Source organism: Comamonas testosteroni (genome assembly GCF_030505195.1).
Classification (GTDB): Bacteria; Pseudomonadota; Gammaproteobacteria; order Burkholderiales; family Burkholderiaceae_C; genus Comamonas; species Comamonas testosteroni_G.
The window spans coordinates 5,424,556-5,436,352 of sequence record NZ_CP129672.1; the positions used below are offsets into that span (position 1 = coordinate 5,424,556).

The 11,797-nt window shown below is 62.8% G+C and carries 11 protein-coding genes; 4 read left to right on the forward strand and 7 right to left on the reverse strand.

Annotation, left to right across the window (positions count from 1 at the left end; all coding sequences use genetic code 11):
- Nucleotides 1–201 precede the first annotated feature (201 nt).
- Nucleotides 202–2,826, forward strand: a complete 2,625-nt coding sequence (gene alaS, locus QYQ99_RS25100; protein ID WP_302090496.1) for an alanine--tRNA ligase — start codon at nt 202–204, stop codon at nt 2,824–2,826.
- Between the two features lie 246 nt (nt 2,827–3,072).
- Here alaS and trmB read toward each other — a convergent pair whose 3' ends face one another.
- The 4 genes from trmB to QYQ99_RS25120 form a co-directional block, all read right to left on the reverse strand.
- Nucleotides 3,073–3,807 carry a tRNA (guanosine(46)-N7)-methyltransferase TrmB gene (gene trmB / locus QYQ99_RS25105; RefSeq protein ID WP_003074922.1) on the reverse strand — a complete coding sequence of 245 codons (735 nt, stop codon included), beginning with the start codon at nt 3,805–3,807 and terminating at the stop codon, nt 3,073–3,075.
- 29 nt (nt 3,808–3,836) lie between these two features.
- Nucleotides 3,837–4,895 carry a tRNA glutamyl-Q(34) synthetase GluQRS gene (gluQRS, locus tag QYQ99_RS25110; protein WP_302090497.1) on the reverse strand — a complete coding sequence of 353 codons (1,059 nt, stop codon included), beginning with the start codon at nt 4,893–4,895 and terminating at the stop codon, nt 3,837–3,839.
- Between the two features lie 41 nt (nt 4,896–4,936).
- Nucleotides 4,937–6,052 carry an NAD(P)/FAD-dependent oxidoreductase gene (locus QYQ99_RS25115; protein ID WP_302090498.1) on the reverse strand — a complete coding sequence of 372 codons (1,116 nt, stop codon included), beginning with the start codon at nt 6,050–6,052 and terminating at the stop codon, nt 4,937–4,939.
- A 133-nt stretch (nt 6,053–6,185) separates the two neighbouring features.
- On the reverse strand, nt 6,186–7,124 hold the full coding sequence (locus tag QYQ99_RS25120; RefSeq protein ID WP_302090499.1) for a LysR family transcriptional regulator: 939 nt from the start codon (nt 7,122–7,124) through the stop codon (nt 6,186–6,188).
- Nucleotides 7,125–7,245: 121 nt separating this feature from the next.
- Between QYQ99_RS25120 and QYQ99_RS25125 the strand changes: the two genes are divergently transcribed.
- The 3 genes from QYQ99_RS25125 to QYQ99_RS25135 all read left to right on the forward strand — a co-directional run bounded on the left by QYQ99_RS25125 (nt 7,246) and on the right by QYQ99_RS25135 (nt 9,167).
- Nucleotides 7,246–7,947, forward strand: a complete 702-nt coding sequence (locus tag QYQ99_RS25125) for a pirin family protein (protein ID WP_302090500.1) — start codon at nt 7,246–7,248, stop codon at nt 7,945–7,947.
- A gap of 74 nt (nt 7,948–8,021) precedes the next feature.
- Nucleotides 8,022–8,429 (forward strand): DoxX family protein, encoded by a 408-nt coding sequence (locus tag QYQ99_RS25130; RefSeq protein ID WP_302090501.1) that lies wholly within the window; start codon nt 8,022–8,024, stop codon nt 8,427–8,429.
- Nucleotides 8,430–8,612: 183 nt separating this feature from the next.
- Entirely contained in the window at nt 8,613–9,167 is a 555-nt protein-coding gene (locus QYQ99_RS25135; protein WP_302090502.1) for a flavodoxin family protein, read from the forward strand.
- A 134-nt stretch (nt 9,168–9,301) separates the two neighbouring features.
- On the opposite strand, the gene QYQ99_RS25140 is transcribed toward QYQ99_RS25135, so the two are convergent.
- From QYQ99_RS25140 to QYQ99_RS25150, 3 genes are read right to left on the reverse strand one after another with little or no spacing between them, the layout of a single operon-like run.
- Complete coding sequence (locus QYQ99_RS25140) at nt 9,302–10,075, reverse strand: sulfurtransferase (RefSeq protein ID WP_302093267.1); 774 nt, start codon at nt 10,073–10,075, stop codon at nt 9,302–9,304.
- A gap of 51 nt (nt 10,076–10,126) precedes the next feature.
- Nucleotides 10,127–10,978, reverse strand: a complete 852-nt coding sequence (locus tag QYQ99_RS25145; RefSeq protein ID WP_042438298.1) for a MinD/ParA family protein — start codon at nt 10,976–10,978, stop codon at nt 10,127–10,129.
- A 4-nt stretch (nt 10,979–10,982) separates the two neighbouring features.
- Nucleotides 10,983–11,777, reverse strand: coding sequence for a GGDEF domain-containing protein (locus tag QYQ99_RS25150; RefSeq protein ID WP_302090503.1), 795 nt, complete (start codon nt 11,775–11,777; stop codon nt 10,983–10,985).
- Between the last annotated feature and the right edge of the window lie 20 nt (nt 11,778–11,797).

Sequence of the window (11,797 nt, forward strand, 5' to 3'; positions counted from 1 at the left end):
CGATTATCCGCAAGCCGATGATGAAGACATTAATGCAACGCATGAAAATTCATGATCGCTGTTATCGGCACAAGGCCGCGCGGGTATGTAGCCGCAAACCTATAATGTTCGGCTGATTTGCCTGTCTGCGCAGCTCCTGAAAAAGCAGCGCCGGGCCGTACTGATCGCAGGCGTCATGCAGGCGTCTTCATACCAAACACCATGAGTACACCCACTTTTTCCGTTGCGGACATCCGCAAGACGTTCCTGGATTTCTACGCTTCCAAGGGCCACACGGTTGTCGCGTCCAGCTCGCTGGTTCCCGGCAACGATCCGACGCTGATGTTCACCAACTCCGGCATGGTGCAGTTCAAGGACGTGTTCCTGGGCTCGGACAAGCGCCCCTACAACCGCGCAACTTCGGTGCAGGCCTGCCTGCGCGCCGGCGGCAAGCACAACGACCTGGAAAACGTGGGCTATACCGCGCGCCACCACACGTTCTTCGAAATGCTGGGCAACTGGTCCTTCGGCGACTACTTCAAGAAGGAGTCCATCGAGTGGGGCTGGGAGCTGCTGACCAAGGTCTTCGGCCTGCCCGCCGAGAAGCTGCTGGCCACGGTCTATCACGAAGACGACGAAGCCTATGACATCTGGAAGAACGTCATCGGCCTGCCTGCCGAGCGCATCATCCGCATCGGCGACAACAAGGGCGGCAAGTACAAGAGCGACAACTTCTGGATGATGGCCGACACAGGCCCCTGCGGCCCCTGCTCGGAAATCTTCTACGACCACGGCGAGCACATTGCCGGCGGCCCTCCCGGCAGCCCGGAAGAAGACGGCGACCGCTTCATCGAGATCTGGAACCACGTGTTCATGCAGTTCGACATGAAGGAAGACGCCTCCGTGGTGAAGCTGCCCGCACCTTGCGTGGACACCGGCATGGGCCTGGAGCGCCTGGCTGCGATCCTGCAGCATGTGCACAGTAACTACGAGATCGACCTGTTCCAGGCATTGATCAAGGCTGCCGGCCGTGAAACCCACACCGAAGATCTGAGCACTCCTTCGCTGAAGGTGATTGCCGACCATATCCGCGCGACATCCTTCCTGGTGTCCGACGGCGTGATTCCTTCCAACGAAGGTCGTGGCTATGTGCAGCGCCGCATCATCCGCCGCGCCATCCGTCACGGCTACAAGCTGGGCCAGAAAACTCCCTTCTTCCACAGGCTGGTGGCCGACCTGGTGGTGCAGATGGGCGATGCCTATCCCAAGCTCAAGGAGCAGGAAGCGCATATCACCAGCGTGCTCAAGGCCGAGGAAGAGCGTTTCTTCGAGACCCTGGCCAACGGCATGGAAATCCTGGACAGCGCACTGGCCGGCGACGTCAAGGTGCTGCCCGGCGATGTGGCCTTCAAGCTGCATGACACCTACGGCTTCCCGCTGGACCTGTCCAACGACGTGGCGCGCGAGCGTGGCGTGACGGTGGACGAGGCCGGCTTCAACGCCGCCATGCAGCACCAGAAGGAAACTGCCCGCGCAGCCGGCAAGTTCAAGATGGACCGCGCGCTGGAATACACAGGGGACGCCAATGTGTTCACCGGCTACGACAAGCTGGCCGAGGCAGCCAAGGTCGTTGCGCTGTACGCCGATGGCGTGAGCGTGAACGAGCTGCAGGCCGGCCAAAACGGTGTCGTGGTGCTGGACACGACTCCCTTCTACGCCGAATCGGGCGGCCAGGTCGGCGACCAGGGCGTGATTGTTGCTGGCGGCAACCGCTTTGCCGTGGAAGACACGCTCAAGATCAAGGCCGATGTATTCGGTCACCACGGCGTGCTGGAAGCCGGCAGCCTGAAGGTGGGCGATGCCGTTGAAGCACAGGTGGATACCGCCGTGCGCGCTGCGACCATGCGCAACCACTCGGTCACACACATCATGCACAAGGCCTTGCGCGAAGTGCTGGGCGGTCATGTGCAGCAAAAGGGCTCGCTGGTCAATGCCGAGCGTACCCGCTTCGACTTTGCACACAACGCCCCGGTGACTGCCGAGCAGATCCGCGAGATCGAAGCCCGCGTGAATGCCGAGGTGCTGGCCAACACCGCCACCGATGCGCGCGTGATGGATATCGAATCGGCCCAGAAGACCGGCGCGATGATGCTGTTCGGCGAGAAGTACGGCGAAACCGTGCGCGTGCTGGACATCGGCTCCAGCCGCGAGCTGTGCGGTGGCACTCACGTCAGCCGTACCGGCGACATCGGCCTGTTCAAGGTGGTGGGCGAATCCGGCGTGGCCGCTGGCGTGCGCCGTATCGAAGGCATTACCGGCGAGAACGCGCTGGCCTATCTGCAGTCGCTGGAGTCCACCGTGGACCAGGCCGCGGCCGCTTTCAAGGCCCCTGCAGCCGAGCTGACCAACCGCATCGGCGGTGCGCTGGATCAGATCAAGGCACTGGAAAAGGAAATCGCTGCGCTCAAGGGCAAGCTGGCTTCCAGCCAGGGTGATGAGCTGCTCACGCAGGCAGCCGACGTCAATGGCGTGAAGGTGCTGGCCGCCAAGCTCGAAGGAGCGGACGCCAAGACATTGCGCGACACCATGGACAAGCTCAAGGACAAGCTGGGTGCGGCCGTGATCGTGCTGGCTGCCGTGGACGGCGACAAGGTGCAACTGGCAGCAGGCGTGACCAAGGCTGAAACCGCCAAGGTCAAGGCCGGCGAGCTGGTGAACTTTGTGGCCCAGCAAGTGGGCGGCAAGGGCGGTGGCAAGCCCGATATGGCCATGGCCGGCGGCACCGATGCCGCAGCCGTGCCCGCAGCGCTGGCCAGCGTGCAGGCCTGGGTGGCCGAGCGCCTCTAAGCCGAGCGCCTCTGAGCCGAGCGCCTGTAAGGCGAGCACCAAAAGGCAGTCCAGGCTGCCTTGCCCCAAAACAAAACGCTCCTCAATGAGGAGCGTTTTTTATGGCTTGGAGCTCAGTCCTTGCAACTGGCGCTAATCCAATTCAGGGACAGCAAGCAAGGGCCGCCCCGCAGCGATGCTGTCGTCCCCCTCTGCGTAGCAGAGAGGGGCGCCCGGCTAGGGGAAGGCGCAAAGCGCCTCAGGGGGTTACTTCTTCCTGAACACCAGGTCCCAGACGCCATGACCGAGGCGAATGCCACGGTTTTCGAATTTGGTCAGTGGGCGGTAGTCGGGCTTTTCGGCGTAGTTCTCGGCCGTGTTCTGCAGCATGGGTTCTGCGTTCAGCACTTCCAGGATCTGCACCGCATAGGGCTCCCAGTCGGTAGCGCAGTGGATGTAGCCGCCGGGCTTGATGCGAGCGGCCAGCTTGGCGATCAGGGGGCTCTGGATCAGGCGGCGCTTGTTGTGCTTTTTCTTGTGCCAGGGATCTGGGAAGAAGATGTGCACGCCGTCGATCGAGGCTTCGGGCAGCATGTTGTCGATGACTTCCACGGCATCGTGCTGCAGGATGCGGATGTTCTCGATCTCCTGCTCGCCAATGCGCTTGAGCAGTGCGCCCACGCCGGGCTCGTGCACCTCGCAGCACAGGAAATTGTCGTCGGGGCGCACGCGGGCGATATGGGCGGTGGCTTCACCCATGCCGAAGCCGATTTCAAGAATCAGCTTGCCGTCGCGGCCATAGGCGGCTGCGGCGTCCAGAGGAGCCTTCTGGTATTGCAGCAGGAAGCGCGGACCCAGTTCTTCAAAAGCCTTGGCCTGGCCCGTAGTGGTGCGGCCTGCGCGGCGCACATAGCTTTTGATGGTCTTGGGATAGGCCACGCCTTCGGGCGCCTGGCCTTGGGATGCTGCGGATGCGTCAGCGGCTGGCACGTTTTCGGCCATATCGGTGGTAGGTGTTGAATTAGAAGAAGTCACGGGGCGATATTGTAGGTTTGGCGCCAGCACCGGACCCAGAAGTCCAGCGCCAAAGGCAAGGCGCTTGCGGGGCTTTCGCTGCTGCAGGGGGCGGCTGCGGGCGCTTGTGGCAGGCCGAGCTGCTGCGCTGCGGCAGACAGCACGGTCAGAGGCTGGCTGACATCCACGGCTGGTGCGCCATGCTGTTTGGAGAGCTTTTCTCCGTTTTCCATGCAGACCAGCGGCGTGTGCAGATAGCGCGGCTGGGGCAGACCCAGGGCGCGCTGCAGCATTAGCTGGCGAGGCGTGTTGTCGGCCAGGTCTTCGCCGCGCACCACATCGGTGATGCCTTGCTCGGCGTCGTCGACGACCACGGCCAGCTGGTAGGCCCAGAGTCCGTCCGCACGGCGCAGCACAAAGTCGCCCACGCCGGTGATCAGGTTCTGCTGCTGCGCGCCCAGACGCCGGTCCTGCCAGTGCAGCACGGGGCACCTGCTTTCCAGGGCGTGTTGTTTGAGTGCGATGTTTTGCGTGGCTGAATACGATTGATGGGGCAGCGCTTCGGGCTGGATTTTCTGTAAATCATGTACCTGTTGCTCCAGTGCAAAGCGCCAGGCTCTGGCGGGCTTGCCTTGCAGGCCATGACGGCAGGTTCCGGGGTAGGGTCGCTCCACATGCCGCTCGTGGATCAGTCCCTGTGCCTGCCAGGCGGCTTCGATGTCTTTGCGCGTGCAGCCGCAGGGGTAGGCCATTTTTTGCGCCTGCAGCTGTTGCAGCGCTTTTTCATAGAGTGCATGTCGCTGCGACTGCCAGACTACGGGGGCATCGGAGTGCAGGCCACAGGCGGCCAGCTGGCGCAGGATTTCCTGGTCGGCGCCCGCCTGGCAGCGTGGCGGATCGATGTCTTCGATGCGAATCAGCCAGCGTCCGTGGTGGGCGCGTGCATCCAGCCAGCTGGCCAGCGCCGCGACCAAAGAGCCGGCATGCAGCGCTCCGGTGGGAGAGGGCGCAAAGCGCCCGATATATGGCCCCGTGCTGGGAGCGTTGGAGGAGGGTCGGGAGAGGGCCGCAGTCATGAGGGACGCCATCTTACGCCCCCTGACTGCGCGCAGTTGGCTCAGGCCAGGGCCAGGCCCATTTCCAGACCCGAGACAAAAGCGTCTTCCACCCGCATGCCTATGCACCAGTCCCCGCACAGGCCCAGGCCTACCGAGGGGTCGTGGCTGAACGGTCTGCCCAGGGGCGCAAGTGTCTGGGCATGCTGCCAGAGGTAGACGCTGGCATGGCGCGGCGCAACGCGGATGCCCGTGATCTCGCCAAAGGCCTTTTGCAGCTTGGCAAGCACGCGTGTGGCGTCGTCGTGGCGGTGCTCGTTGGACCACAGCGGGTTGGCATGGATCGTCCAGCGCTCGGTCTGGGCGCGGCCGGGTTTGGAGGACTCGCGGGCCACCCAGGCAACGCGCTCATGCGTGCTGCGTGCGGCATTCCACTGCGGGCCCAGTGTGGTCAGGCCGGCCTGCGCGGCCATGGGGTAGGACAGCGTCATGGCCCAGCAGGGGGCCATTTCCACGGGGGCCAGGGTCCTGGCCAGGGTCGCACCCTGCGGCGCTGTCTGCAGCAGTTGCGCGGCCACGGGCGCCGGCACTGCCAGCACCACGGCATCGAAGTCGGCTGCAATCTGCGGGCCGTGGTCTTCGGTATCGAGCATCAGGGACCATTGGTGGCGGCTGTGGTGGTTGCCGCTGGCAATGTGGTGGCTCATGGCGCGCAGGGACTGGCCCAGATGCAGGCGTCCGGCATCCCATAGCGGCGCGGCCCAGGCCAGTGGCAGCGATTGCATATCGGGCATGCCGACCCAGTGGGTCTCGCGCACCGGAGCGTGCTTGTCGACTCTGCGGCCCTGGGCGTTGCGGGTCTGCACGCTGTTCAGGCTCCAGGCGCGCAGATTGCCGGCAGTGGTGTCCAGCACCTGCTGAAAGCGCGGGTCGCGTACGGTGAAGAACTGGGCGCCGATGTCAAAGCTGCCGTAGGGGCCGCTGACCGAGCGCATGCGTCCGCCGGCCTGGGTCAGGCGCTCATAGACATGAACGTCATGCCCGGCCTGCATCAGCGTGCGGGCGCAGGCCAGACCTGCAATGCCTGCACCGATGACGGCAATGCGCTTGGCACCGGTATGCGGGGAAGGGGAGGAAGCGGAGGCAGTTGCGGACGCGCGAGTGCGGGAAGCATTCATGAAAAAGCCTTTTCGACACCGTTTGAGTTCTAGCGTAGCAGCTATCCAAAGGATAGCAAGTGCTGCTTGTGCTGAATTGTTGCAGCGCAACTCACTCTACACCTCCCGCGTGATGGCCGCGACGCGCAGCAGCTTATTGACGGTGATGGTTTTCCATAAGCGCCTTGCGCGTGGCAGGGCTTTCCAGTTGCGTCAGCCACCACTGAAGGGCGCGCCCGGGCGTGCGGTGGGCGGGGCCGGGCCATGCATAGTGCAGGCGCAGATTGCGGCTGGCGCGCTGCACCTGTCTTGTGACCAGCAGGCCGGCATCCAGATAGGCCTGCACCATGCCGCGTGGCAGAAAGCCGGCACCAATGCCGCGTATCTGGGCCTCCAGCTTGGCCGGCATGCTGTCCACGGTCAGAACGTCCTGGCCGTTGACCAGGCCAAAGCTGGTGTTGCTGCGCACGCCCGAGTCGGCCACGGCCACCATGCGATGGCGCAGCAGCAACTCGTCGGAAAGCGGCTCATCGAGTCTGGCCAGCGGGTGGTGCGGCGCGACGGCGAAGACGAAATCCATCTCCCCGATTTCGCGCGTCTGCAGCTCGGAGACATTGCTGGTGTTGACGGCCACGCCAATGGCCAGATCGGCATGGCCGCTGGTCAGCACTTCCAGCGTGCCGTTGAGAATGCCGTCACGCAGCTTGAGTGCGGTGGGCGGGGTCAGCGCATAAAAGGCTTCGACCAGCTCGAAGACGGGCGTGCGGGCCACAGCCCCGTCAATGACGATGGTCAGCTGCGGCTCCCAGCCCGTGGCCACGCGCTTGACGCGGTGCGCCACGGCGTCGATCTCCTGCAGCAGGCGGGCACCTTCGCGCAGCAAGGCCTGGCCGGCCTCCGTGGCCTGGGCATGGCGCGAGCTGCGGTCAAACAGCAGCACATCGAGCGCATCTTCGATCTGGCGCACGCGGTAGGTCAGTGCACTGGGCACCAGGCCCAGGGAGCGCGCAGCAGCGGCAAAGCTGCCGGTTTCGGCAATGGCCTGCAGCATGGCCAGGCTGTCGGGGGTGAGCACATCGCGGGAGCTGGGCATGGTGAGATTGATGATTCAAACAGTTTGAATGATGCCATCAACGCCGTTCAGCCACAGCCTGGCGGTCGACTTCTACAGTAGAGCCCATAGAGACAGTCACTTGAACGAAAGGAAGCACACCATGATGACTCTGCGCAAATCCCAGGAACGCGGCTACGCCGACCACGGCTGGCTCAAGTCGTATCACAGCTTTTCGTTTGCCGGTTACTACGACCCGCGCCATATGGGGTTCGGCAATCTACGCGTGATCAACGAAGACCGGATTGCCCCCGGCACGGGTTTTGGCTCGCACGGCCACCGCGATATGGAGATCATCAGCTATGTGCTCGAAGGTGCTCTCTCGCACAAGGACAGCATGGGCAATGAAACCCCCATCCTGCCTGGAGAGGTGCAGCGCATGAGCGCGGGCTCGGGGGTGGTGCACAGCGAGCAGAACTACGCCAAGGAGCAGACCACGCACTTTCTGCAGATCTGGCTGCTGCCCGCACGCACAGGTATCGAGCCAGGCTATGCGCAGAAGACATTCAGCGAGGCGCAAAAGCGTGGACGTCTGTGTCTGGTGGCTTCACCCGACGGTGCCGAGGGCTCGGTTCCGATGAATGCCGATGCACGCTTGTATGCCGCTCTGTTCGACGGCGCAGAGGCTGTCGATGTGGCCCTGCCGGCCGGGCGCAAGACCTATGTGCACCTGGTGCGTGGCGAGCTGGACGTGAATGGACAAAAGCTGACAAGCGGTGACGCCGCACTTATTGAAAATGAGGAGCGCCTGCGCCTTGCCAATGGCCGGGCTGCGGAAGTTCTGGTGTTTGATCTGGAGCCTTGAGTCTGACGATTTCAAGGGGTGTACTGATGGAGTTGAGCCAATGCGACCCTTGGTCGCGATGACTGGAGTTTGAAATGTTGAATCAATTGCGAAATCCTCTGGACCTGCTGGGCCGTGTGCTGATTGCCCTGCTGTTCCTGCCTGCGGGCATTCAGAAAATCAGCGGCTTTGCGGGCACCGTGGGTTATGCAGCGTCGGTGGGCATGCCCATGCCCCAGGTTGCGGTGGCGGTGGGCCTGGTGATCGAGATCGTGGGCGGTCTGGCCATATTGCTGGGTTGGCACACGCGCTACGCGGCCTTGATCCTGGGATTTTTCACGCTGATTGCCAGCTTCTTCTTCCATAACTTCTGGGGCGTGCCCGCAGAAGCCGCCATGATGCAGCAGCTGCTGTTCTGGAAGAACATCGCTGTGGTCGGCGGTCTGCTTGGCTACGCCGCCCATGGGGCAGGTGCCTGGAGCATGGACGGCCGCAAAGGCTAAAGCAAAGCATGGGGCAGCACAGGCCGAAAGTGCGCAGGCGGTCATGGCTTTGATAAGCTAGCGCGCTCTCGCAAGGCAAGGCTCGCCGGGTGTCAATCCGGCGAGCCTTTATTTGGCACAGATTCACGATGGCGCGGCGGATGGCTGCGCCGATGCAAGAAGGAAAGAAGGAAAGAAGAAATCATGAGCAAGATCGTTGTGGTCTACCACTCCGGCTACGGCCATACCCAGCGCATGGCGCAATCCGTGGCCCAGGGCGCAGGCGCGCAGCTGCTGGCCATCGACGCCGATGGCAATTTGCCCGAAGGTGGCTGGGAGCAACTGGCTGCGGCCGATGCCATCGTCTTCGGCGCGCCGACCTATATGGCCGCTCCGAGCTGGCAGTTCAAGAAATTTGCCGACGCCTCGTCCAAGGCCTGGTTTTCCCAGGCCTGGAAGGACAAGCTGTTTGCCGGCTTCAGCAATAGCGCCAGCGTGCAGGGCGACAAGCAGGTCACGCTCGACTATTTCCACCACCTGGCCATGCAGCATGGCGGCGTGTGGGTGGGTCTGGGCCTGCTGCCTTCGAACACCAAGGCCGCGCAGCGCAACGATGTGAACTGGATGGGCAGCTTCAGCGGCGCCATGGCACAGTCACCCTCTGACTCATCGGCCGGCGAGATGGCCGCTGGCGATCTGGAAACCGCACGCCAGTTTGGCGAGCGCGTGGCCAGCGCTGCAGCGCGCTGGGCAAGATAAGCAGCATCAATCTGCTATTGAATAAGAAGCGGCTAGCGCTTTTGCATCATTGATTTCAGATGGATTTATATCTGAAATCGTTTGATGGCAAGCGCTAGCTGCTCTTTTTTTGAGAGTCGCCCAGCAAGGATGGCTTAGTCCATCAGATGCTTTTTGATGGGGCGGGGGTGAACCAGCTCGGTGCGCGACAGATCGGTGCCCAGCGAGTCGCGGCCGTCAAAGACAAAGCAGCCACCGTCGTAGAACTTGCCGTCGGTTTCCTCGAAATATTTGAGGATGCCGCCTTCGAGCTGGTAGACGTTTTCGATGCCTTCATCCTGCATGAGGATGGCGGCCTTTTCGCAGCGGATGCCGCCCGTGCAGTAGCTGACCACGGTCTTGCCGGCTAGTTCATCCTTGTGCTGGCGCAGTGCAGGCGGGAATTCGGTGAACTTGCCCAGGCGCCAGTCGATCGTGCCGGCAAACGCGCCTTCGTCCACTTCGTAGTCGTTGCGCGTGTCCAGCGTCACCACTTCGCGGCCCTCGTCGTCATGGCCTTGCTCCAGCCAGCGGCGCAGCGTGACCGGGCTGACCGATGGCGCACGGCCGTGGGCGGGTCGAATGGCGGGATGATCCATGCGGATGATCTCGTTCTTGACCTTGACCAGCATTTTGCGAAAGGGCACGGTTTCGGACCAGCTTTCCTTGGGAGCCAGGTCGGCAAAACGCGGGTCTTGCTTGAGCTGCTCCACAAAGCTGCGTACGGCCTGGGCAGGGCCTGCCAGGAAAAAGTTGATGCCTTCTTCGGCCAGCAGCACCGTGCCCTTGAGGCTCAGGTCATGTGCACGCTCGAGCAGCGTCTGGCGCAACTGGTCTGCGTCGGGCAGGGGCGTGAATTTGTAGCAGGAGATGTTGAGTATGTCGGCCACGTCGATATCCGGGGGGCGGCCGCGCGGCTGCTGCATCGACGGTGATGCAGCTCAGACCGGGGCCGTCAGCTCTGCCTTGATTTTATTGGACAGCTGAGCCACTGCGAGGGATGCGGGTGCTCCGGGCATGGCCTGCAGCAGCAGTTGGCGGCGCATCACGGCCTCGCGCACGGCAGAGTCGACCGGAATATCGCCCCAGTGGGTCAGCTGCAGCGGCTGGCCGGACTCGGTGGTCACGAAGCGGTTGAGCACCTGCTGCAGCTGGCCCGTGATGGCGCGGCCATCGCCGGGGCGTTGCGCCTGGTTGATGACCAGACGGATCTGCTGGCGCTTTTGCTGCAGGGCCAGCACCTTGATGGCGGCGTAGGCATCGGTCAGCGAGGTTGGCTCGGGCGTGGCCACGACCAGCACTTCGGTCGCCAAGGAGACGGAGAACAGCACCACATCCGAGATGCCGGCACCGGTGTCGAGCAAGATGATGTCGTAGCGCGGGCGCAGCAGCTCCACCGTGCGCATGAACTGGGAACGGATCTCGGGGGTGAGGCGCGAATACTCGATCATGCCCGAGCCGGCCAGCAGCACGGAGTAGCCGCCTGGCGTGGTCAGAATCGCATCCTCCAGCGTGGAGCGGCCCGTGAACACATCGTGCAGCGTGACCTTGGGGTAGAGGTTGAGCACTACATCCAGATTGGCCAGACCGAGGTCTGCGTCCAGCACCAGCACGTTGAAGCCATGACGCGTCAGAGCCGCAGCCAGGTTGGCAGAGACGAAAGTCTTGCCGACACCGCCTTTGCCGCTGGTGACGGCAATGATGTGGGCTTGCTTGTTGCGGCCAGGCGCCCGCAGGGCATCTTCCATGGATATATGAGCGGGCAAAGTAGGGTGAGGGGCCAAGGTGTCCATCGTCTCAAGGCGTTATGACCTGGCTTGCGGCGTCGGTGTTTACGTCTGGTGCTGTATTGTCAGAGACATTTTCCTCTAAAGAGGCAGCAGGCAAAGGGCTGAAAAGCAGGCTTTTTTCCTCGGCACTCACCGTACTGTCGGGCGGATCCTCCACGCAGACGCGGTTGCGTCCCGCCGATTTGGCCAGATAGAGCTGGCGATCGGCACGCTCGGTCCACAGTTGCGTCGTGCTGCGAATCCATTGCTGGGCGTAGACCCCGCCAATACTCACAGTGACCTTCAGCGACTGGCCCGAGGACACCGCGATGGAGTTGCTTTCGATGGCCTGGCGCAGGCGTTCGGCGACCGCACGGCCTTGATGCGCAGGGCACACCGGCAGCACTATGGCGAATTCTTCACCACCGAAGCGCGCCAGGGTGTCCATGGGGCGAATGATTTCGGACAGGGTCTGTGCAACAGACTGCAACACCATATCGCCAGCAATATGACCGTGCTCGTCGTTGATCTGCTTGAAGTGGTCGATGTCCAGCATCAGCAGCAGTGCGGTTTCTCCGGAGCGGGCCACGCGGTCGATCTCGCGCTCGATCACGGAGCGGAAATGGCGTCGGTTGGCCAGCCCCGTGAGGGGGTCTCGCAAAGACAGTGCGCACAAGCCATCAATCAGTGCTTGCAGGTAATGGGTGGGAGTGTCAGTGGGCAGACGGTTATCGCTGCCGCCCGCGCGAGTCACCAGATTGTGTGCGGTGGCAAGGCGCAGATCGCGCAAAAACACGGATTGATGGGGGGCGGATGAGGTCACGACAAACTATCAATGATGGG

Bases quoted from the DNA above. Each gene is read 5' to 3' on its own strand.
- alaS (WP_302090496.1), top strand. From the start codon at position 202: ATGAGTACACCCACTTTTTCCGTTGCGGACATCCGCAAGACGTTCCTG.
- trmB (WP_003074922.1), bottom strand. From the start codon at position 3,807: ATGGCCGAAAACGTGCCAGCCGCTGACGCATCCGCAGCATCCCAAGGC.
- gluQRS (WP_302090497.1), bottom strand. From the start codon at position 4,895: ATGACTGCGGCCCTCTCCCGACCCTCCTCCAACGCTCCCAGCACGGGG.
- QYQ99_RS25115 (WP_302090498.1), bottom strand. From the start codon at position 6,052: ATGAATGCTTCCCGCACTCGCGCGTCCGCAACTGCCTCCGCTTCCTCC.
- QYQ99_RS25120 (WP_302090499.1), bottom strand. From the start codon at position 7,124: ATGCCCAGCTCCCGCGATGTGCTCACCCCCGACAGCCTGGCCATGCTG.
- QYQ99_RS25125 (WP_302090500.1), top strand. From the start codon at position 7,246: ATGATGACTCTGCGCAAATCCCAGGAACGCGGCTACGCCGACCACGGC.
- QYQ99_RS25130 (WP_302090501.1), top strand. From the start codon at position 8,022: ATGTTGAATCAATTGCGAAATCCTCTGGACCTGCTGGGCCGTGTGCTG.
- QYQ99_RS25135 (WP_302090502.1), top strand. From the start codon at position 8,613: ATGAGCAAGATCGTTGTGGTCTACCACTCCGGCTACGGCCATACCCAG.
- QYQ99_RS25145 (WP_042438298.1), bottom strand. From the start codon at position 10,978: ATGGACACCTTGGCCCCTCACCCTACTTTGCCCGCTCATATATCCATG.